Origin of the sequence: Rothia sp. ZJ932 (assembly GCF_016924835.1) — a bacterium.
GTDB lineage: Bacteria > Actinomycetota > Actinomycetes > Actinomycetales > Micrococcaceae > Rothia.
On record NZ_CP070480.1, the window covers coordinates 1942326 to 1964020 of the forward strand.

At 52.7% G+C, this 21695-nt stretch carries 22 protein-coding genes and 2 pseudogenes; 12 read left to right on the plus strand and 12 right to left on the minus strand.

Annotated elements, in window-relative coordinates; genetic code table 11:
- Positions 1 to 8 precede the first annotated feature (8 nt).
- Both ispD and JR346_RS08840 read right to left on the minus strand, forming a co-directional pair.
- Positions 9 to 779, minus strand: coding sequence for a 2-C-methyl-D-erythritol 4-phosphate cytidylyltransferase (gene ispD, locus JR346_RS08835; RefSeq protein ID WP_240333930.1), 771 nt, complete (start codon positions 777 to 779; stop codon positions 9 to 11).
- Between the two features lie 18 nt (positions 780 to 797).
- Complete coding sequence (locus JR346_RS08840; RefSeq protein WP_204878232.1) at positions 798 to 1283, minus strand: CarD family transcriptional regulator; 486 nt, start codon at positions 1281 to 1283, stop codon at positions 798 to 800.
- Positions 1284 to 1545: 262 nt separating this feature from the next.
- On the opposite strand from JR346_RS08840, the gene JR346_RS08845 reads away from it, so the two are divergent.
- The 3 genes and pseudogenes from JR346_RS08845 (at position 1546) to JR346_RS10640 (ending at position 4513) form a co-directional block, all read left to right on the plus strand.
- Complete coding sequence (locus tag JR346_RS08845; protein ID WP_205482272.1) at positions 1546 to 2127, plus strand: hypothetical protein; 582 nt, start codon at positions 1546 to 1548, stop codon at positions 2125 to 2127.
- 182 nt (positions 2128 to 2309) lie between these two features.
- Entirely contained in the window at positions 2310 to 3980 is a 1671-nt protein-coding gene (locus JR346_RS08850; RefSeq protein WP_205482273.1) for a glycoside hydrolase family 13 protein, read from the plus strand.
- 77 nt (positions 3981 to 4057) lie between these two features.
- Positions 4058 to 4513: pseudogene (locus JR346_RS10640) on the plus strand (VIT1/CCC1 transporter family protein).
- Between the two features lie 185 nt (positions 4514 to 4698).
- Here JR346_RS10640 and JR346_RS08865 read toward each other — a convergent pair.
- Together JR346_RS08865 and JR346_RS08870 are read right to left on the minus strand one after the other, a co-directional pair.
- Positions 4699 to 5925 (minus strand): hypothetical protein, encoded by a 1227-nt coding sequence (locus JR346_RS08865; protein WP_205482276.1) that lies wholly within the window; start codon positions 5923 to 5925, stop codon positions 4699 to 4701.
- Between the two features lie 87 nt (positions 5926 to 6012).
- Complete coding sequence (locus tag JR346_RS08870) at positions 6013 to 6786, minus strand: YiiX/YebB-like N1pC/P60 family cysteine hydrolase (RefSeq protein ID WP_205482277.1); 774 nt, start codon at positions 6784 to 6786, stop codon at positions 6013 to 6015.
- 252 nt (positions 6787 to 7038) lie between these two features.
- Between JR346_RS08870 and JR346_RS08875 the strand changes: the two genes are divergently transcribed.
- The 4 genes and pseudogenes from JR346_RS08875 (at position 7039) to JR346_RS08885 (ending at position 9312) form a co-directional block, all read left to right on the plus strand.
- Positions 7039 to 7497, plus strand: a complete 459-nt coding sequence (locus tag JR346_RS08875) for a hypothetical protein (protein WP_205482278.1) — start codon at positions 7039 to 7041, stop codon at positions 7495 to 7497.
- Positions 7498 to 7593: 96 nt separating this feature from the next.
- Positions 7594 to 7743: pseudogene (locus JR346_RS10645) on the plus strand (hypothetical protein); the annotation flags it as partial.
- A 100-nt stretch (positions 7744 to 7843) separates the two neighbouring features.
- Entirely contained in the window at positions 7844 to 8797 is a 954-nt protein-coding gene (locus tag JR346_RS08880; RefSeq protein ID WP_205482279.1) for a response regulator, read from the plus strand.
- Positions 8798 to 8922: 125 nt separating this feature from the next.
- Positions 8923 to 9312, plus strand: a complete 390-nt coding sequence (locus JR346_RS08885) for a hypothetical protein (RefSeq protein WP_205482280.1) — start codon at positions 8923 to 8925, stop codon at positions 9310 to 9312.
- A 117-nt stretch (positions 9313 to 9429) separates the two neighbouring features.
- Here the strand turns inward: JR346_RS08885 and JR346_RS08890 are convergent, their stop codons facing one another.
- The 3 genes from JR346_RS08890 to JR346_RS08900 all read right to left on the minus strand — a co-directional run bounded on the left by JR346_RS08890 (position 9430) and on the right by JR346_RS08900 (position 12637).
- Positions 9430 to 10485, minus strand: coding sequence for an alcohol dehydrogenase catalytic domain-containing protein (locus JR346_RS08890; RefSeq protein ID WP_205482281.1), 1056 nt, complete (start codon positions 10483 to 10485; stop codon positions 9430 to 9432).
- Between the two features lie 241 nt (positions 10486 to 10726).
- Positions 10727 to 11407, minus strand: a complete 681-nt coding sequence (locus JR346_RS08895) for a response regulator transcription factor (protein ID WP_204878228.1) — start codon at positions 11405 to 11407, stop codon at positions 10727 to 10729.
- A gap of 66 nt (positions 11408 to 11473) precedes the next feature.
- Positions 11474 to 12637, minus strand: coding sequence for a cell wall metabolism sensor histidine kinase WalK (locus tag JR346_RS08900; RefSeq protein WP_205482282.1), 1164 nt, complete (start codon positions 12635 to 12637; stop codon positions 11474 to 11476).
- Between the two features lie 202 nt (positions 12638 to 12839).
- Between JR346_RS08900 and phoU the strand changes: the two genes are divergently transcribed.
- The gene (gene phoU / locus JR346_RS08905) at positions 12840 to 13490 is read left to right on the plus strand and encodes a phosphate signaling complex protein PhoU (RefSeq protein ID WP_205482283.1); all 651 of its coding nucleotides are present in this window, start codon (positions 12840 to 12842) and stop codon (positions 13488 to 13490) included.
- Between the two features lie 315 nt (positions 13491 to 13805).
- Positions 13806 to 14054 carry a hypothetical protein gene (locus JR346_RS08910; RefSeq protein WP_205482284.1) on the plus strand — a complete coding sequence of 83 codons (249 nt, stop codon included), beginning with the start codon at positions 13806 to 13808 and terminating at the stop codon, positions 14052 to 14054.
- Here the strand turns inward: JR346_RS08910 and JR346_RS08915 are convergent.
- The 4 genes from JR346_RS08915 to JR346_RS08930 form a co-directional block, all read right to left on the minus strand.
- Positions 14042 to 14197: a hypothetical protein gene (locus JR346_RS08915; RefSeq protein ID WP_204878224.1), complete on the minus strand. Its 156-nt coding sequence runs from the start codon at positions 14195 to 14197 to the stop codon at positions 14042 to 14044. The two genes, JR346_RS08910 and JR346_RS08915, sit on opposite strands and share 13 nt — an antisense overlap.
- A 155-nt stretch (positions 14198 to 14352) precedes the next feature.
- Positions 14353 to 15093 (minus strand): phosphoglyceromutase, encoded by a 741-nt coding sequence (locus JR346_RS08920; protein ID WP_204878223.1) that lies wholly within the window; start codon positions 15091 to 15093, stop codon positions 14353 to 14355.
- A 297-nt stretch (positions 15094 to 15390) separates the two neighbouring features.
- Positions 15391 to 15705, minus strand: coding sequence for a DUF2516 family protein (locus tag JR346_RS08925; RefSeq protein WP_240333932.1), 315 nt, complete (start codon positions 15703 to 15705; stop codon positions 15391 to 15393).
- A 17-nt stretch (positions 15706 to 15722) separates the two neighbouring features.
- Complete coding sequence (locus tag JR346_RS08930; RefSeq protein ID WP_205482285.1) at positions 15723 to 16913, minus strand: PLP-dependent aspartate aminotransferase family protein; 1191 nt, start codon at positions 16911 to 16913, stop codon at positions 15723 to 15725.
- Positions 16914 to 17014: 101 nt separating this feature from the next.
- On the opposite strand from JR346_RS08930, the gene tmk reads away from it, so the two are divergent.
- Both tmk and JR346_RS08940 read left to right on the plus strand, forming a co-directional pair.
- The gene (tmk, locus tag JR346_RS08935) at positions 17015 to 17683 is read left to right on the plus strand and encodes a dTMP kinase (RefSeq protein ID WP_240333933.1); all 669 of its coding nucleotides are present in this window, start codon (positions 17015 to 17017) and stop codon (positions 17681 to 17683) included.
- A complete protein-coding gene (locus JR346_RS08940; protein ID WP_204878220.1) occupies positions 17680 to 18828 on the plus strand; it encodes a DNA polymerase III subunit delta' in 1149 nt (382 codons plus the stop codon). Before tmk ends, JR346_RS08940 begins: the two co-directional genes overlap by 4 nt.
- Before the next feature lie 90 nt (positions 18829 to 18918).
- On the opposite strand, the gene manA is transcribed toward JR346_RS08940, so the two are convergent.
- Positions 18919 to 20094 carry a mannose-6-phosphate isomerase, class I gene (gene manA / locus JR346_RS08945; protein ID WP_205482287.1) on the minus strand — a complete coding sequence of 392 codons (1176 nt, stop codon included), beginning with the start codon at positions 20092 to 20094 and terminating at the stop codon, positions 18919 to 18921.
- A 123-nt stretch (positions 20095 to 20217) separates the two neighbouring features.
- Here manA and JR346_RS08950 point away from each other — a divergent pair, with 123 nt between their 5' ends.
- Positions 20218 to 21624 (plus strand): phosphomannomutase/phosphoglucomutase, encoded by a 1407-nt coding sequence (locus JR346_RS08950; RefSeq protein ID WP_205482288.1) that lies wholly within the window; start codon positions 20218 to 20220, stop codon positions 21622 to 21624.
- The last annotated feature ends 71 nt before the right edge of the window (positions 21625 to 21695 follow it).

A 21695-nucleotide genomic window follows, 5' to 3' on the forward strand; every position in this document is an offset into this window, starting at 1 on the left:
ATAATCCTTTACAGATAGTTATCTTCTTGCAGGACGCGCGCCAGCGCTAAATCCAGCGGAGTTGTAATTTTGAAAGCATGCGGGTGACCGGCAACCGCGAGCACCGGAATGTTCAGGGTTTCAGCCAACATCGCATCATCTGTAATAGCCTCAGCCGTTACAGGGTCAAGATTTTTAACCTCTCGGTGAGCCTGCCGCAAAGTAGCAAGATCAAAGCCCTGAGGGGTTTGTACAGCCCGCAGCTGCGATCGTGCAGGAGTTCCGGTTACCAGCCCAGATGCGTCCACCGTTTTGATAGTATCGACCACCGTAAGCGCAGGAATTACCGCTTGCTGACCAGCTGCAAGAGCTCGGATAACAGCATGGAACACCTGCGGCGGAGTAAAGCAACGGGCTGCATCATGTACTAGGACGCCAGTGATAGGAGCATCATCGAACCCTGCTTGCACTGGTGCGTCCTCAAGGGCAACCAAAGCAGAAGTCACCGACTCAGCACGGGTGTTCCCGCCCTCAACCGCGAGCGCACCAAAACGCGCGCAAATATCACGCATCTGAGTATCGCCCACCGGCACGGTAACTACCAGACGCGTAGCAACACCAGATGTCACCGCACCTTCAAGTGCCCACTCCAGCAGGGTTTTACCCGCTATCTCAACTAGAGCTTTAGGAACTCCCATACCTAAACGGGAACCAGACCCTGCTGCGGCAATAACAACGGCGAATACCGGTCTCTGCAAGGAGCCAGTATTCGCCGTTTCAAAAATCTTTGTTTCACTCACATGTGGAGCATACAGGATTTAGACGTCTTCGAGAATCTTATCGAGTTCTGCTTCAGCAGCCTCTTCTTCGATGTCTTTAGCCAACGCCACTTCTGAGGAAAGAATCTGACGAGCCTTCGCCAGCATGCGCTTCTCGCCTGCCGACAGACCGCGGTCGTTCTCGCGTCGCCACAAATCACGTACCACTTCAGCAACCTTCAGTACATCACCTGATGCCAGCTTTTCAACGTTAGCCTTGTAACGGCGAGACCAGTTAGCTGCCTCTTCGGTGTCTACAGCCTGCAGAACATCAATGACTTCTTGCAGTCCTGTTTCATCGACAACGTCGCGCATACCGACCATGTCCACGTTCTCAGCGGGTACCTCAATCACGAGGTCGCCCTGAGCGACCTTAAGTTTCAGGTACATTTTTTCTTCGCCGCGGATAGTGCGCATCTTGATTTCTTCGATGGTAGCAGCACCGTGGTGAGGATATACGACTGTTTCGCCAACCTCAAAAAGCATATGGATAAACCCCTTTCAGCCTACCCATTCTAACACGACCGCCCCACCCCCACTCGGGGGAGCCCCAAGGTACCTGTGGAAGCCTCTAGTAACACATCGTTGAGAAGGGGACGTTTTGTCAATAAAACCGGTAGAATTATGAAAGACACATAACCCATGCTTGTCTTTGGCGCGCTCTGCACCCCAGATTTGATACCTCAGCAGTATCTTAAGGAGCACCAAAGATGTTTGCTTCACACCATATTCTTGAGGAGTACACACCGTGAAGAACGCTGCTTCAAAGACCGTCAGGCGCGCAGGCGCAACCGTTGCCCTTGCAGGGGCTCTTCTGGCAACCACCGGCTGCGGTTACATTTACGAACAGCCCACCACATTCATGTATGACGCCAGCGATGGAGTCTCATTCACCATGTTCCCCAAGGGGCAGCGCGTTGATGTTCGCAACATCATGGTCATTTCAGCAGGTAAGGATCAGCCCGGACGCGTTCTAGGCACCGTTTACAACCTGGGGGAAGAAGACCAGACTGTCTCATTTAAGATGGGCGATCAGAGCTTCGATGTTAAGGTGCCTGCAGGTCAGCACGTTATTCTCGATGACGATGCCAACGAAATCGTTGTAGATAATGTCAGCGTTCACCCCGGTGAAATGATCCAGGGTTCTCAGGCGATGATCGGTGAAACCACCGAGGCATTCAACATGCCCATTCTCGATGGAACCCTCGAAGAGTACGAGCCCTACATTCCCAACGCTGCGTCCTCTACTACCGAGGGTCAGTTCGAGTCAGAGCCCAACACTAAAGAAGACGCTGCTGTTGCACCCGCAACTGCGTCCCCTCGTTCATAGGGTCTCAGCAACTCAGAAATTTTATACAAACGGGAGCACCAGTAATGTGGTGCTCCCGTTTTTGTGCCAATTTTAGAAAATCATGTGCAGCGCAACCACCTCCTTGGGGCTAGACCAAACCCCGGCTGACATGAAACGATGAAACAATAGTATTCATTCGCTCTTGCTCAAGGAAGTGCATCATGAACGATTCGGTACAAACCCCGCTCAATATTGACCCTGACTGGTGGCGTCAAGCTGTGGTCTACCAGATTTACCCCCGCTCATTTTCCGATCAGGACGGCAACGGCATCGGGGATCTGGTGGGTATCACCTTGAAGGTTCCCTATCTTAAAGAACTGGGAGTAGATGCCGCTTGGCTCTCACCTTTCTACCCTTCAGCCCTTGCCGATGGCGGCTACGATGTTGATGATTACCGCGATGTAGACCCCAAAATCGGCACCCTTGAAGACTTCGATGTTATGGCGAAAACCTTGCACGATGCAGGTATCAAGCTGATTGTCGATATCGTTCCCAACCATTCTTCTGACCGTCACGAATGGTTTATTGAAGCGCTAAATTCACCCAAGGGGTCAGCGGCACGTGATCGCTATATCTTCCGCGACGGCACCGGAACCAACGGTGAGAACCCACCCACCGACTGGGTGTCAGTTTTCGGCGGACGCGCCTGGGAACCGGTAGGCGACGGACAATGGTACCTGCACATCTTCGCGCCCGAACAGCCCGATCTCAACTGGGAAAACTCCGAGGTACACGAAGACTTTAAAAAGACACTACGCTTCTGGTCTGACCGCGGAGTCGATGGTTTCCGCGTCGATGTTGCCCACGGAATGGCGAAAGACCTTACCGAACCGCTACCCAGTGAAGCGCAACTGCAGGAAATCCCCAAAGAGGGAAACCACCCTATCTGGGACCGCGACGAGGTACACAATATTTTCGAAGAGTGGCGCGAAGTGCTCAACGAATATGCCCCGCCCCGCACCGCCGTTGCCGAAGCATGGGTAGAAACCCACCGACGTCCGGCTTACGCCCGTTCAACCGGTCTGGGGCAAGCATTTAACTTCGATTTGCTCTCTTCACGCTTCAACGCTCAGGAGTTCCGCGATATTGTTGCCCTCAACCTAGAACTTGCCAAGAAGTCTGGCTCATCTAGCACCTGGGTACTGTCCAACCACGACGTGGTACGCCATGCCACCCGCTACGGTTTGCCCATTGACGCTGAGAAAACCAATGAGCAGGTAGGACGCGAATGGCTACTCGCCGGCGGACCAGAGGATCAGCTCGATCGGGAACTGGGCGCGCGACGTGCCCGCGCTGCAACTCTCTTTGAGCTGGCGCTGCCGGGCTCAGCCTACCTCTACCAGGGCGAAGAACTTGGCTTACACGAGGTCGCTGATATCAGCGATGACCAGCGCCAAGACCCCACCTTCTTCCGCTCCCCCGGCATCAATATTGGTCGTGACGGTTGTCGCGTCCCGCTGCCCTGGGAGGCACTCGGTGATGCGTTCGGCTTTAGTGATGCAAAACCCCACCTGCCGCAACCCCACTGGTTTGCCCAGTACGCAGCTGATATTCAGGACGCCGACCCCACCTCAACCCTGAACCTCTACCGCGCAGCTTTGCGCCTGCGCACAGAACTTCAGACCGATGAAGAACTTGAGTGGCTAGAAACCGGCAATGACAAGGTGCTTGCCTTCCGCCGTCCCAACGGCTGGGTGAACATCACCAACTTCGCTACCTTCGATGTAAAGATTCCGGAGGAACTGACCGAGGGAGAATTCCTGCTAGCTTCGGTACCTTTTGACGGTGAAAAGCTGCCCGGCTCCACGAGCGTCTGGTTCAAGCAGGACTAGGTTCTGGGCTCCTAGACAAAAAGTACCGTCTTGTGCTGTTTGTACCGCGACAATAAAGGTACAAACAGCATAAGGCGATGCTTTTTCAAACAGCTTTTTTAGAGCGCGTAGAAGCCCTCATCACCAAAGAGAAACAAGAACTAGCGCAGGATCCAGAAGAAGAACTCAACGAGCTCACCGCCATTCTGATGGACCGCGGGTTCACCGCAAAAACCGCGCGCACCGTAGCTCTTGAACTCACCGAAAAAGGACGCCTTGCACGCCCACCTAGACTTCAAACTCGGTATCGACGCGGACGACATTCCCTCCCCTGAACGGCAGCATTCGCCTCGGCGGGATCCTTCCTCATGGGTGCGCTACTGCCAACCCTGCTGATTCTGCTGCTATTGGTTTCTATCCGTATTCCGGCAACCTGCGTTGGTGTGCTGGTAACGCTGGCTATTACCGGCACTCTGGGCGCTAAATGGGACGGCTCACCCAAGTACGGCGGGGCAGCCCTACTCATGGTTATCGGCGGTGCGCTAGCATTATAGCGGTTACCTACGGAATCGGTCTGCTACTGGGAGTTTCAGTAGCCTAAGCAGGCTGTATAGGGTCATGAAAAAGCCGCCCGCACCCCAACATAGGGACGCGAGCGGCTCTCTGATGTTGCCGGATGTAACCTTTGGTGGATTTTCCACCGAAATTTTCAAAATAACGGTGGAAAATACACCAAACTTCAGAGGTTCAGCATCTTCTCAAGATCAGTAATCTCTACAGCAGCAGGAAACTGATTCCTCTTCTCAACCTCAACAAAATCAGGAATAGTCGAATGCTTCTCAAGCTCACCAGTATCTAGATTAAACCGATAAATATCAGCATCCTTACCCTTCCAAAATTTAATCTGGAAAAGATAGTTATCTTTAAACTCTAAGAAACCAGGATCAGAACTAGCATCATAGTCAGCAAGCTCAAACATCTTAGTATTATGAGCAGTTTCCAAATCTGTTTTAATGACGTCACCGCTACCGGAGACCCACCAGAGGTCATTTTTATAAACATATTTGCTTATAAATGCTGGATTCCACATTTCATCATTAATGCGAGTGGACCAATCGCCAGTAATTTCTTTTTCGAAAAATTCGCCAGTCCCGATATCATAAGAAACTAATGATGACCCCTCATAGTCCTGCGGTCCTCCTCCCATTGGGGATGTAATTTCAGATTTAAAATTATCAACAATATGATATAGTTTTTTATCTTTACACACTAAATCATTGTCATCCGAATGCAATTTATTATATTTAAAATCCCCAACGGGTTCCGTCTTGAAATCTGGATAAAGAGAAAGATATTGGGCGGGTGATTCTGCAGCACCATATCCGCTATTAGTGGATGAAAGATATGGTGTAGTCTTCCCCCAAATGCTTCCATCTTCACATTGGGCAGCGTACTCTAAATTATGGGGTAATCGAAAAACCTTTCTAGTTTCCCCTTCATTTACAATGATTTTCCACTCATAGCCACTTCCTTTTTCATCTATGAACCCTACATTATCCAAGGCGACAGATCCGCCTTCAGTGATTGGTAGCGAGAAGCTAAGCATAATATGAGGAGTTAATTCATAACCGTGCTCGATAGTTTTTAAACCGTTCGAGTCTAATATGTAATCATTTGATTGGTCGCGATAGTACAAACGTTCTCCATCAAAATTAAAGTCGGCTTTATTAAGTCCTTCCGTAGCGATATCGCTCCACTCCCGAGCCTCAGAATCGTAGAAAAGAACACTACTACCAGGATTATTTTCCAGACCATCAGCAGCATGATAATCCCCAGCAGCATAGACAACAAAAGAACTGTCTTTCAGCTGCTCTTCAGGACTCTTATCGCTAATCTGCACATTACCGGGCGTGCATGCAGATAACAAAAAAAGAGCACTGACGCAAAGTGCAAACGGTTTCCTCATAGCAACTCACCTCTTTGTGAACTATGTCGGCGTGGGCAATGCCCTCAACGGAACACTACCCACACCTTCTATCTAGTAAATAACAGTCTAAAACCGTGTCTCATACAAAGTAACCCACGATGATTTAGCAATATCCGTAGGGTACACTCCCGGACCACCATTAGAATCAAGATCAACGTTAGGGTCTGTAGACTTATAGGCTGCCCACACCAGCTGTGAACAGTTATAAGAAGTAGCATTCACAGTCTTATTTAAGAAAAAAATCCCGTTGTAAGGCTTTCCTACCTGACGTAAAGCAAAATTAGCAGCCTTAATCTTATTGGGACTCTGTTTATCCCAACCCACGTAGTACTTATAGGCAGGTGCAGGTGCGATAGCGCTTCCTGCCCATACAGTACGCACAAATTTTTTATACCCCTCAGCCTCTACATAGTTTGAGTTGGTGTAATAGATACCATTATGTCCATGCGGGATGCCGGCAGTACTATTCGATGAATAGAAAATATCCCCAATGTACTTGGACGACTGTAAGGCAACCGTCCGCCCGCCTCCACTTGCAACCTCAGCTTGTGGTGCTGCAGCTGGCATACTCTCAGAAGAACCATCCATTGCATAGCTGCGATACTCATCAGCAGCCCTCTGAGCAGCCTGCTCCACAGAAATAGCCTGGCTCTGTGCCAGATCTTCCAACCCAGCAACGACTTCAGCACGTACCTGCACATCGTCGGCAGGAACACCAACCGAAGTAACCAGATAATCAACATTTTGCTCATAAGCACTCTGTGCAATTCCTGGAGCAGAAGCCCCCATGAGAAGACCCACAGCAAGAACCGCAGTAGTGGAAACCTTCAAGAACCTCATCGTTCTCTCCTTCAATAAAAAGATCCATACAAGAGTAGGTTCAACACCGAAAAATCATATCTTCGATGTACCTACATAGTAAGCTCTGCCCGCAGTAAACAAAGGGAGGATTTTAAAAGTCGGTACTTAAGTACCGACTTTTCTCAGCCTGGTAAAGAACACGGTTAGAAAGAGCTATACTCCCCTAACTATGACCCGCGCCTCACCCTGCTATTCTCAAATTACCACTACAACCACCAAGAAACCCACCCCATGAGCAGTCTTCTCAGCAACCTTAAACAGCTCACTCATACCGCCGCACCCCAATACATCCATCTCCTAGCCCTCGGCGGTGGCGTCCTCTTCTGTGCCCTCGAAATCAGCTTCCACCTCACTTACTTCAATACCCCCTACGGTATACGAGCCATCATTCTCAGCGCCCACTACCTCGCCTGGGGAACCCTCTTCTACAAATGCAGCAAACTCTCAGCCTGGGCATATTGGTCAACACTGCTCTTCGGGTCCATCATCTTCGTCACCTACTCCGACTACTACGCCTTCTTCGCACTCGCAGCCTACCCCCTCACCGTAGCCTTCAGCTCAACCAGGCAAAACATCATCAACCTCATCATTCTCTGTGCCGCCCTCACAGATGACATCCACGGAACCACCCCCTTCAACACCGTTGCCTTCATCACCATCAGCACAATAGTATTCTTTTTTCCCCCCTAGTGATCCGCCTGCACTGGGAACGCACCATCCTAGAAACCCAAAAACGAAAAGCCCAACAAGAACAAAGCAGAAGAACAAAACAGGGAACTTGCCAGAGAACTCCACGACGGTCTCGCCCGCCATATCAGCGCACTCACCCTACAAGCCAACAAAGCCGCCATAGAAACCCCAGATGCAGTCACCAAAAACGAACTGCTCAACGCCATCAGCCTACAATCACGAGACGCCCTCCACCGCATGATGCGCACCCTACGCAACGAACAAGACCTCACCCAAAAACCACACCTCACCAACACAGAAATAGACCTTCAAAGCACCCTCAAAGGAGCCCTTGAAAAACTAACTCTTGAAGGCTTCACCATCACCGGCAGCCAGGCAGACCTCACACAGATTCCCGATAGCCTTGCCCCCAGTCCTGCGCATGATCAACGAACTCGCCTTCAACATCAGCAAATACGCTCCACCGGGAAGCACGGTTGAATTCTCAACCCACCTCGAAAAATCCACGCTCACCGTACACAGCAAAAACACCCTGCAAAGAAAAAACACACCCGGCGCAGACTACGGGCTAGCCGGAGTCACCGAACGCATCAATGCCCTTGGCGGAACCATCAACATCCACAAGAAAAAACTGCGAAATCACCATCTACCTCCCCCCTCTAAAAAGGAAAAGACCATGACACCAAAAATCAGGGTTGCAGTCATCGACGACGTACCCGAAGCCCTCGCCTTCTACATCACCTGCTGCCCAGACACACTAGAACTCATAGACCAAGCCAGCAACGGCGTGCAAGCTGTAGAGCTTGCCCATACGCTTCACCCCGACGTCGTCCTCATGGACGGCGTGGAAGCCAGCAAAATCATTCTTACCGAACTGCCGGACACAAAAATTATCGCCATCAGTATCTTCCACTCCAACGACTACGTAGTGCCCGCACTACAAACTGGAGTACATGGCTACCTGCTCAAAGACTCCCTACCAGAAGAGGTCTACACCGCTATTATTTTGGTAGGACGAGGTTGCTCCGCAGTAGACGCCAGGGCAATAAGCAACCTTGTAGCATCGCTACCTAACCCTGTAGAAGGGCCAGACGAGATGTGGGCGTCGTTCACAGACACCGAAAAAAGAGTGACAGCTGCCCTCTGCAACGGCATGAGCAACAAGGAAATCTCTCTACATACCGGCTACGCAGAGTCAACCGTCAAAAATACGCTGGTGCATGTGATGGACAAGCTCGGCGTCAATAGCCGCCTGCAAATCGCCATTGAGGCGGGCAAGCATCGCTTCCCCACACAGTAAATTTTGTCATCGGAGGCAAGAATACGAGAGCATGCTCAGGCTTCCTTGCGGCTACATCCTGGGACTCAGCAGGAACCTCTGCGACAGAAGCGTTAGAAGACTTAACCTTCGCCACCAGGTCAGCGTTGGTAGCTACAACCTTCTTCTTAGGCTTCTTCGGCGCATCAGTTTTCTCTGCCCTTAGGCATCGCGGCAATGCAAAACCCCACCTGCCGCAACCCCACTGGTTTGCCCAGTACGCAGCTGATATTCAGGACGCCGACCCCACCTCAACCCTGAACCTCTACCGCGCAGCTTTGCGCCTGCGCACAGAACTTCAGACCGATGAAGAACTTGAGTGGCTAGAAACCGGCAATGACAAGGTGCTTGCCTTCCGCCGTCCCAACGGCTGGGTGAACATCACCAACTTCGGCAATAATCCCGTCGACCTGTCGGATGGCGACGTACTACTCACCAGCTCACCTTTGCGCGAAGGTCAGCTGAACGGCGCGTCCACCGCATGGATGAAAAAATAAACAGTAATCTCTAGATCTGGCTTAAGCCACCTCAACGTTAAAACGCCCCGGTGCTCACCGCACTGGTTCATCAGATACGGTGAGCACCGGGGTATTACTGCGCGCTAGATACTTTTACTATGCGCGGCTAATAACAACTTTCACCGCGTCGTGCTCAGCAGCATTGCTAAAGAGGTCATATGCCTCCTCAAACTGATCAAAGGTGAAGTAATGAGTAGCCATAGCCTTCGCATCGAGGCGACCAGCTTTGACCATGTTCAGCAAAATATCCACCGATGAGCAAGAAACAAGACCGGTCGCGATGCTGATATTAGAAATCCACAGTTTATTCAGGGGCAGCTCAACAGCTTTGCCGTGAACTCCAGCGTTAGCGACAGCACCGAAAGGACGCACCACGTTCAAGCATGTCTCAAAAGTTACGGGAATACCCACCGCCTCAATGGCGACATCTACACCCAGCCCGTCGTTGGAAAGAGCCTTAATCTGTTCAACAGCGTCAGCATCTGACGCATTGACCTTATCGGTGGCGCCTAGCTCCAATGCCTTGTTCATACGGTTGTCATCCATATCAACAGTAATCACGCGTCCAGCGCCTGCCAGCTTGGCGGTCATAATTGCGCCAAGACCTACAGGACCCGCGCCAATGACTGCCACAGTATCGCCCGGTTTTGTGTTGCCGTTTTCAATACCAATCTCAAAACCGGTGGGCAAGGCGTCAGTGAGGTAAAGAACCTCATCGTCGCTCAGCCCCTCGGGGACGCGGTGTACCGAGGTTTCAGCGAAGGGCACACGCACGTACTCAGCTTGGGTACCGTCAATCATGTAACCGAAAATCCAGCCGACGCCCCAGGGATTTGACTGGCAGTGAGCCGCCTGGTTCTTCTTGCAGTAGGAACACTTGCCGCAGTTGGTCACCGCGGGAATAATAATGCGATCGCCCACCTTCAAATCGGTGACAGAAGCACCCACCTCAGTAATAGTACCCACCGCTTCGTGCCCCAGAATGCGTCCGCTCTCCACCTCAGGCACATCGCCTTTAAGAATATGCAAATCAGTACCGCAAATAGTGGTGGTATCAACGCGAGCAATAACATCAGTGGGATTAATAATCTGCGGGTCAGATACTTCTTCCCATCGACGCTGACCGGGACCGTGGTAAACAAGTGCTTTCATGAGACTGCATCTCCTCACGCCTTCTCGCACTGCTGTGTGCGATATCTGTCTGCTGTAGTGGAATAAAAAACCTTCCACCATCAGTCTACGCAGGGGGTGATATAGGGTACAAATAACCTATACGGCTTGGCATTCTCAAGGCTTAAGGTACAGAAAAACTACCGCCTCAAAGCAAAGATACCGCCTACGGTGGATCAATGAATTTCACCCCTTAGACGGTACTTTTTATCACCTCAATGGCTTAGGGTTCAAACTTGTACCCCAACCCGCGCACCGTCACCACATAGCGGGGATCTGACGGGTCGGGTTCAACCTTAGAACGCAGACGCTTAATATGAACGTCAAGGGTTTTAGTATCACCCACATAATCAGTACCCCATACCCGGTCAATCAGCTGGGAACGAGTGAGCACGCGTCCTGCATTACGCAAAAGCATTTCAAGCAGTTCGAACTCTTTTAGCGGCATTGAAACAGGCTGACCCAAAACGGTCACCACGTGGCGCTCAATGTCCATGCGAACAGGTCCACTCTCAATTGCTGAATCTGCAACGTCCTCAAGATCGCCGCGGCGGCGCAACACCGCGCGGATACGAGCAATCAATTCACGCGCGGAATAAGGCTTAGTCACATAATCATCGGCGCCAAGCTCTAGACCCACAACCTTATCAATTTCTGAATCCTTAGCAGTCAGCATGATAATCGGCACCGTTGAAGTAAAGCGGATTTGTTTACAGACCTCCATGCCAGACTGCCCCGGCAACATCACATCAAGCAACACCAGATCAGCGCCGTTGCGTTCGAACTCAGTGACAGCATCAATACCGTTATCAATCACCTGCACCTCGAAGCCCTCTCGTCCTAACAAAAAGGCAAGAGGCTCACTCAACGATTCTTCGTCCTCAACTACAAGAATTCTGGTCACTGTCTTTTTCTCCTGAAGATGTAAGGTGGCTGCCTAAGATTCAGTCTATTGTAGGTCTGCAAAAACTTATAGGGTCGCTTGTTCGAGCAACTCTTGTTCGGTCTGCTCATCAACGGCAGGTAAGGTCAACGTGAAGGTTGAACCCTGGCCAGGCACCGACCACAGACTGATATCGCCGCTGTGCTGAGCCATCACATGTTTGACGATGCTCAAGCCCAGACCGGTGCCACCCGTTTGGCGCGATCGCGCCGGATCTACCCGGTAGAAGCGTTCAAAAATGCGGTCTTGCTCGTCCTCGGGGATGCCCTGCCCCTGATCCTTGACGGACACCTTGATGACGCTATCGCGGCAGCTCACGCCGATACCGACCTTCGTGTTCTCGGGTGAGTAACGGATGGCATTTTCAATAAGATTTCGCACAGCAGTGCCCAGCAGTTCTCGATCACCGTAAGCGGGACGCTCGGTACTGCCACCCACCTGCAGCTGAATATTTTTGTCTTCCGCTGTCAGTTTATTGCGATCGACCGCTTCGGCAACGATAGTGTTCATATCTACTAGCTGAGACTGGCTCACAACATCAGTTGATTGCAGACGAGATAGCTCAATAATGTCTTGAACCATGGCGCTGAGGCGCTTAGATTCTTTAAGAAGTTTCTGCGTAAAGTGGGCAACGGCTTCGGGATCATCTGCCGAGGATTCAATTGCCTCACCCATAAGACTAATAGCACCCACGGGCGTTTTAAGTTCGTGGGAAACATTCGCCACAAAGTCGCTGCGCACCGCCTGAGCACGGGCGATTTCGGTGCGGTCATCTGCCAGTACCAAAATGTATTCATCGCCCACCGGAGCAACTCGCAAATCAATCACCAACTGGTTGCGTTTACTCGGCCCCCCGCGCATGAGGTGAATTTCGCGCTCCTGAATAATACCCTTAGCGCGAACCTTATGCACCATCTTCAACAGATCATCAGAAATAAGAGTGTGCCCGCGCACCAGCCCCATCGCATAAGCACCCGGAGACGCCTGCACAACCCCATCAACCGCGTCCACCACAACGTAGGCACGACCAATCACCGCCAAGACCTCGGCGGCACCATCACTGAGCGTCGGTTCTTCAACGTCTGCCCAACCTGCTCTCTCGCGGTCACTCAAACGCACCGCCCACAGGCTCACAAAGCCAAGAACCAGCCCAATAAAACCTGAAATTACAGCAAGAAAGGTTGGATTCACCCCTCCAGCTTATGCCCTACTGTCGCTGCAACCTAAAGAAAACCCTGCCCAAAACTGCGCGGTTCAACTAACGTTCACTTTCAGACACCTTAGCGTTCACAAGAATCTGACAAACTTAGAGACGATAGCACTACATGTAGCACTGTGCCCTCTTACAGTGATGAGGGTACACAACAATGGACCGAAGAAAGGACGCTTTACGGTGCGGAAAGTCTTCCGAGCAGAACTGCAGCAGGTGGGCGAAGAGATGGTGCAAATTGCCACCCTCGTTGAAGAAGCTCTCGCGAACGCCTCACACTCCTTCTTAAATGCTGATGTTCAAGAAGCTGAAGAGGTTATTTCAAATGACGCGCGCATTGACTTCTTGCAGAATCAGCTAGACGAGCGTTCAATTGACATTCTGGCTTTGCAGAGCCCGGTTGCTTCTGACCTACGCATGATTGTTGGCGCGCTGCGCATGAGCTCTTCTCTTGAACGTATGGGTGATCTGGCTCGCCACATTGCGCAGATTGCTCGTATGCGTTTTCCTGACCATGCGGTCCCCGCTTCCATTGAACCCGTGTTTGAAGAGATGATTGAACACGACAAGATCATCATCGCTAAGGTCATTGAGCTACTTGAAACCCGCAACCTTGAGCATGTAGACGCTATTTCCCGCTCAAAGGTACGCATCAATGAGCTACACCGCAAAGTATTCGATATTTTGGCGTCTGACGAGTGGCAGGAAACCGCCCAGGTAACCGTCGACGCCACCCTCGCTTCACGCTACCTGGAGCGTTTTGGCGACCACGGCGTTTCGGTTGCTCGCAAAGTAACCTACCTCGTCACCGGCGACTGGAATATTTCCTCTTAGCCACCTTGCGCCCGCCTACTAAAGGTTGGGGCAGAAACTATGCAGAAAGATGTAGGCAACTCCCGCGGTTGCTACTTTCTCCTGAGGGTTTCTGCCCCATTTTGTTTTAAAACAGTCGGTGTTTCATGTGGTCCTCTGCGTATTCGCCTCTAATATCCAATTGATAACGATTCTCATTATTGCCACAGGGCTCATAGCACTCCCCCGACCCCTTTCAGTCGCAGTGCTAGGCGCATTCATTATGACCGGCGCAGGCATCCCAGCCACCCACGCAACCACCGGCAAGGAAAAGCTGACCCACCCTACAACGTCCAGTTGCACATTAACTACGAAAACCAAAAACCCACCCGTTACACCGGCACCGCACTCAAGGAGCAGTGGATTCCCGCCACCACCCGCTGTACTGTGGGAGCTGCCGATACAGCAACTAACGTTTCCTACTCCAAAGACAAAAACGACCTGGGGAACGCGCACACTTCTGCCGAAATCATCAAAGCGTCAGGAACAGAGCTTTCCCTCATCAAGCTCAACACACCCCACGAGCTAACCGCTTACCCCGCGTAGCCACCGACCACTCTTTCTCTAAAGGAGAGCGCGGCTTCATCTACGGTTACGGACGCGGTTTTGGCGGCGAAGAAGTAGATTGGTCTGGCAGCTACGGGTGCTAGCATCACCGCCATCCTCGCACTGGGCGCGTTAGCAGTCATCGGCGGCACCGTACCCCTGCTACGCTCGCGCAAAACCAGCTAGCATCAAAGCGCACGTGAAGAGATAAAATCTTTCCTCACACGCCTATGAAAAGAGCCTGACCCACTTGAAAAATTCAGGTGGGGCAGGCTCTAGTTTTTACTCAAAAACTTCTTTACTTCTTGCCCTGGTTAGCAACAGCCTTGATAGCATCCGCTGCTGCCTCGGGGTCAAGGTACTCACCGGCAGCTACGGGCTTGAAGTTCTCATCCAGCTCGTAGTAGAGGGGAATACCGGTGGGAATATTCACGCCCACGATATCCTCATCTGAGATGCCTTCGAGGTTCTTCACCAGTGCGCGCAGTGAGTTACCGTGCGCAGCGATCAGAACGGTCTTGCCAGCTTCGAGATCAGGCTTAACGTCTGACTCCCAGTAAGGCAACATGCGCTCAAGAACGTCCTTGAGGCACTCGGTCTTAGGAGCGTTCTCAAGATCAGCGTAACGAGGATCGTTAGCCTGTGAGAACTCGTCGTTATCGTCGATGGCAGGAGGCGGCACATCGTAAGAACGACGCCAGGTCATGAACTGCTCTTCACCGTACTTCTCAAGGGTTTCAGCTTTGTCTTTGCCCTGCAAAGCACCGTAGTGACGCTCATTCAGACGCCAGTTACGCTTGACGGGAATCCACAGACGATCTGCGGCGTCCAGAGCGAGGTTAGCAGTGTTGATAGCACGACGCTGCAGTGACGTGTGAACAACGTCGGGCAGGATGCCGCGATCTTTGAGCAGCTCACCGCCGCGCTTAGCTTCAGCTTCACCCTTTTCGGTCAAGCGTACATCAACCCAACCGGTGAAAAGGTTCTTTTCGTTCCATTCTGACTGTCCGTGACGGAGCAATACCAATTTATAAGTCATGACTCTATTCTCTCACTTAAAGCCCACCTGTTGGAAGCTAAACCAACCTTAAATCCAAAGAAAAACAACATTGCGTAAGAATGGCGACTGGCTACCGACCCGCGTCCGGCTCTCAGCCTCTTGCCTCCCTCTCCCCGGGGGGGTGACCACGAAAAGTAACGGTGACCGCACATTTCGTGGTCAGCACTACTTCTGGCGGTCACCTCTGACTTCTCGTGGTCACCCCTGGTGGGGCGGGCACAGAAAACCCGCCCTCCTCAAGGAGAGCGGGCATTCAGTCACGATGTCAGAAAGATATTAACGACGGCGTATCGCCACAGCAGGACGCACATCTGCCAAGAAAACACCGGCAGCAGTCACAGCAATCAACACAATAAACAGTGAGGAACGCGCACCCAAATAGACCGTATAAAGGTTAAACACGAGCGCAAGAGCACTGGCGGTAGCCACAGCTACCCAAAACCCCTTAGTGCGCTTGAAGGCAGATTCATAGGCGTAGGAGCTAGCTCGTACCGCCTCTACCAGAGCGAAAACACCCACCGCTGTAAAAACAACAGCAAGCGCAAGGTCAATACCAAAGCGGGCTATAAGAAAAAATTCAAGAGGACTCACGGGTTCTAGTCTAGCCTTTACTTCTCAAGCACAGAAAGTGCCTGCACAAAATCTTGGTAGAGATCTTCTGCGTCCTCAATGCCCACTGACAGGCGCAGCATCGATTCGGGAATAGAAACAGGCTCAGCCCTATGACGGCGACGGCGCTCAACCAGCGACTCGACTCCACCGAGGGAGGTTGCGTGAGTCCAGAGTTTCATGGTGCGTGAGACCTCGTCGGTTTGCTCCGCTGTAGCGTCGAGAGTGACCGCTAGAATCGACCCGAAGTTTTTCATCTGGGCGGACGCACGCTCGTAACCGGGGTCGGTGGTAAGACCGGGGTAGCGCACAGCCACAACGCGAGAGTGTTCTTGAAGGCGCTTAGCGAGGTAAAGAGCTGTTTCTGATGATTGTTTGACGCGCAGACCCAGGGTGCGAATACCGCGCAGACCCAACCATGCTTCAAAGGGGCCCGCGATAGCACCGTTGGTTGTACGGTGGGCGTACATGGCGGCTCGCAACTGCTCATTCGAGGTGACGCTGATACCCAGAAGCACATCGGAATGCCCAGAAATAGCTTTGGTTGCAGAGTGCACCACCACATCAGCGCCCATCGCCAGCGGGTTCTGCCCCAGTGGGGTCGCAAAAGTGTTATCAACCGCTGAGACCACGCCCAGGCGTCGTGCCGCTGCTAAGAGCACAGGAAGGTCAGCGACCTCCATCATGGGGTTGGTGGGGCTTTCAATCCACAGCAAGACCTGAGGGGCCGCATAATTGACGGTTTCAGGGCTCAAGTTGTAACTAGCTGCAACCTCCTCAAGAGTTGCCACCGTGGCGTCCGTATCTTCAATATCAAAACGAATGACCCGGGCGATACCGCGTGCCTCCAGGGTTTTTGCCAGGGTTACCGATGCCATGTAGGCATGCGCGGGAATCAAGAGAGTAGAACCTGCGGGAACCAAATCTTGAATAGCAGCAATTGCCGCCATACCCGAGGCAAAAACCAAACCGGGCAGGGACGCGCCCTCAAGATCAGCAACAACTTCTTCTAGCCCCTCCCAGCTCTGATTCGTAAACCGTGCATAGGTATTAATGTCAGAAGGTCCCACCTGGTAGTAGGTTGAGGTCATCTCAATAGGCGGGTTTACCGGCGCGTTCTGCTCGTGAGGCGGACGTCCGCCAGCTACTACGCAGGTAAGGGGTGAAAAGTGTGCATCGTGTTCGGTCATACCTCTTATAGTAGATCTTCTCAGCGCCTCAGCCTCCTAAGCCAAGTGGCGAACTGTCTAAGTTGCGTTGGATTGGTAGTCTTATCTGTGTGAATACCAGCTTGCACTTTACGCCCGCTACCGCCCCCAACGCCCACACCTGCCCAGGGTCTTTTATTGTTTTCGAGGGCGGCGATGGCTCAGGAAAAACTACACAAATACGTCTTCTCGCTGATGCTCTGCGCCAAAAACTGAAGAAGGTTACCGTCACCCGTGAACCCGGCGGCACCAAAATTGGCGAAAAATTGCGGGCACTAGTGCTTGAACACGGCAACGGTGAAATCGACGCCCATACCGAAGCCCTTATTTTTGCCGCATCACGGGCAGCCCATGCCCACCAGCTTATTCGCCCGTGCATTGAGCGCGGTGAAGTGGTGCTGTGCGATCGCTACATTGATTCTTCTGCTGCCTACCAAGGCGCCGGGAGGGGTCTAGGAATAGACACCATCGTAGATCTCAGTCGCTGGGCAACCAACGACCTCACCCCTGACCTCACCATTGTTCTTGATGTTCCCTTAGCGGTTTCGCGCGAACGCGCCGGTGCGCGGGGGGCTGCAGATCGTATGGAATCGGAATCTGATGATTTCCATGCTGCCCTGAGCGATACCTTTATTCAGCGGGCGGCAGCTGACCCCGCTCGTTACGTGGTTATCGATGCTACCGGCACCCTGGATGATGTTCACCTGCGCGTTCTTGACGCTGTTTCTGCACCTTTAGGGTTGGGCGCATGAGTGTCTGGGAGAAGCTAGTTGGTCAAGAGGCGGTTGTTGCTCAATTACAGCGCGCCGCCCAAAAGGAGCGTCCCACCCACGCTTGGCTGTTCAGCGGGTCGGCAGGGGCAGGCCGCGATACCGCTGCCCTTGCTTTCGCAGCGGCTTTACTGTGCGATAATGAAGGCGCACGCGGTTGCGGCATCTGTAAATCCTGCCTGACGGTACTCAGCGGATCGCACGCCGATCTCACTCACTTTCGCACGCAAAATCTCACCATCAAGATTGAAGAAGCCCGCGAACTCATTACCAAGGCGCAGGACCGCCCATCGGTGGGGCGCTGGCGCGTCATGATTGTTGAAGATGCCAACCGTATGCCCGAACGTACCTCTAACGTTCTGCTCAAAGCTATCGAGGAGCCGCCTCCGCACACTATCTGGCTGCTCACCGCCCCCAGTCCCTCCGATGTTCTGGTTACTATTCGCTCCCGCTGCCGCCCGGTGACCCTGCGTATTCCACCGGTAACAGCTATCGCAGATTTGCTCACGAATTCCTACGGCGTGAACAGCGCTGAAGCCGAGGACGTCGCCCGCATCTCCCAGGGAAACATTGATACCGCCCTGCGCCTCTCTGTTAGTCACGACGCTGCGGACGCACGTGCCCGCCGGGACTTCGTTGTGCAAATTCCTCTGCGCCTACGCACTATCTCAACGGCAATGGACGCCGCCGACAAGCTGATGGAGCACGCTACCAACGAAGCAGAGGCGGACGCATCCGCCCGCAATGACGCCGAACTTTCAGCCCTGCGACAGGCACTGGGTATCGCTGAAGGCGAGCGCGTCACCCCTGCGATGCGCTCGCAGGTGCGGCAGCTGGAAGAGGACCACAAACGTCGTGCCAAGCGTATTCAAACGGATACGCTCGATCGTTTTCTGGTGGATCTGCAGACCTTCTACCGCGATGTGCTGACCCTGCAACTGGCAACCGGTTCGCAACTCGTTAACGCCCGTTTTGTCCCGCAGTTACAGCAATACGCTCAGCAGGTAGCTCCTGAACGGACCATGGCGCACCTTGAACTCGTCAGCAAAACTAGGCGGCGCATCACCACCAATGCTAGTGCCAAGCTTATGCTCGAGGCGCTCATGACAGGTCTCATGAACGTCTAGGAGCGTCTGCACCAACGGCAGAAAACAAAAACCTGTTGTCCCTTAACTCTGATACGAGCAGGGGCAACAGGTTTTGTATGTTCTTAGGGTTTACCGATGGGCGGCAATGTAAAGGTCGCCGGTGCCGGTAATCGTGGCGGTAACGGGGGCGCCCACATGCATGACCGATTCAGTACCGGTAATCTCAAAGCTCTGCCCCGCACCGGTAATAGTCACCTGACCGCCGGTGCTAATGAGGGTTGAGGTCCCCTCAAAAGTAAACTCAATCGGCGCGTCCTCACGCACCTGCACACGAGTCACGCTCAACCGCTGATCCCACATAGCGTAGGTAGCAACCCCCGGCGTAATGCGCTCAGGAGTCTGAATCTCGGGGGAACCCTGCTCCACCGCGAGAATCTTAATAAGTTCATCGGTATCAATATGTTTGGGGGTCAGACCCGCGCGCATCACATTGTCTGAAGGGTTCATCAGTTCAATCGCGGTGCCATCAAGGTAGGCGTGTACCTGACCGTCAGGGGTGAACGCTGACTCACCGGGAGCAAGCTCAATATAGTTCATTACCAAAGCCACTAGCAGACCGCGATCACCGGGATACTTACCGGCAACCATCTCCACCAGCTCAGCGGCTTTAACCAGGACGCGCTCGTCACCGGAATAGGCAGCAGCGGCAGCTACCGTTTCATCAACAGCACGTACAGTCGCGTCCTCATCTAATTGAATAATGGTTGTCAGCAAATCCTTAGCAGTAGGTGCCGGTAACAGCGCCTGCAACCACTCCAGGTTAAAACCGCTCGCCAGCGCGTCAAGCTGGTGAGCATCACGCACGCCGGTAAGAATCTTCACCTCAGATACCGCAATAACAGTTTCAGGCTTCGAAAAACGATCCTTATAGTTACGGTGAGGGGCGTCTAAAGCAATACCGCGGGCATTTTCGTCGGCAAAACCTTCTTCTGCCTGCTCGTCAGTAGGATGCACCTGAATTGAAAGCGGCGCATCAATAGCAAGAATCTTGAAAAGATAGGGGAAAGCGTCATTAGAGCGTTCAGCAACCAAAAAACGCTGGGGGTCTTGTTCAACAAGCTGGTCTAGCCCCTGTTCCTGACCGTCGAGTAAAGCAATAGAGGGCGCTGACGGGTGCGCGCCCACCCATACTTCAGCCTCTGGATCCTGCGTAGGAACAGGAACACCGCGCATCTGCGCCAAGGTCGTGCGAGAACCCCACGCATAGTTTTGAATTTGATTCTTTAGTTTAAACAATTCACCCATAGGGATAATCCAACCATGACTACCTTTTTCTGTGATGTTTTCTTAGGCTCCATTTTGCGTGTTTATTGCCATAATTGCGTTTTGTCGGAATGAGCAGAGCGAAGGGAGCATTAGAATTACCCTATGACTACAGTAGATTTAAATGCTTCTTTTAAGGCATACGATGTGCGTGGTATCGTCGGCGATACCATCACCGCTGAAACCGTTCGCGCAACAGGCGCTGCCTTTGTTGATGTTCTCGGTCTTGCAGGCCAGAAGGTGCTGGTGGGTGCTGATATGCGACCCTCAGGTCCGGAATTCATGGACGCGTTCGCAGAAGGTGCAACCGCTCGCGGCGCTAACGTTGTGAAAATCGGTCTCATCTCGACCGACGAACTGTACTTCGCATGCGGCGTTGAGAACGCAGCCGGTGTCACTTTCACCGCTTCTCATAACCCTGCCGAGTACAACGGCATGAAGATGGCTAAGGCTGGCGCTGTGCCGATTTCATCAGAAACCGGTCTCTTTGACGTGCGCGACTTGGCGCAGAAGTACCTCAACGACGGCGAGATTACCGCTGTTGAAACTACCGGCACCGTTTCTGAAAAAGACTTCCTGAAGTCCTACGCAGAATACCTGCGCAAGCTGGTTGATCTCTCTGGCATTCGTCCGCTCAAGGTTGTAGTGGATGCGGGTAACGGCATGGGCGGCATGACCACCCCCGCTGTTTTGGGCGACACTATTCTGCCCGGTCTACCCCTTGAGATTGTGCCCCTCTACTTTGAGCTAGACGGCACCTTTCCCAACCACCCCGCCAACCCGCTTGAGCCTGCCAACCTGGTTGATTTGCAGAAGTCAGTTGTTAAGCACGGTGCTGATATTGGCTTGGCTTTTGACGGCGACGCTGACCGCTGCTTCGTTATTGACGAAAAGGGCGAGCCTGTCACCCCCTCAGCTATTACTGCTTTGGTTGCTGAGCGTGAGCTCAAGCGTGCCCAGGCTGAAGGCAATGATGAGCCCGTTATTATTTACAACCTGATTACCTCAAAGGCTGTACCCGAACTCGTTGAGAAGCTGGGCGGACACGCTATCAAGACCCGCGTGGGTCACTCCTTCATCAAGGCTGTTATGGCAGAAGAAAGCGGCGTTTTTGGTGGCGAGCACTCAGCGCACTACTACTTCAAGGACTTCTTCAACGCTGATACCGGCATGCTCGCTGCGATGCACGTGCTGGCAGCTCTCGGTGAGGCTGAGACCCCGCTGAGCAAGCTCGGTGCTCAGTATTCCCCCTACATTTCATCGGGCGAGATCAACTCAGAAATTGAAGATAAGAAGGGTGCGGTTGACCGCGTCCGCGCGCTCTACGCTGATAACACTGATGTGACCGTTGAAGATTCAGACGGCACCACCTTCTCTAACGCTGCTGAGGGCTGGTGGGCGAACCTGCGTCCGTCCAACACCGAGCCTTTCCTGCGTCTGAACCTGGAAGCTCCCGATACCGCGACCATGGAACGTGTACGCGACGAGATTCTAGCTGAGGTACGCAAGTAACACTGCGCTTTCACAGCCCAAGAGCCTGCCACTGTTTGACTGTGGCAGGCTCTTTTCGTATACCGAATGTG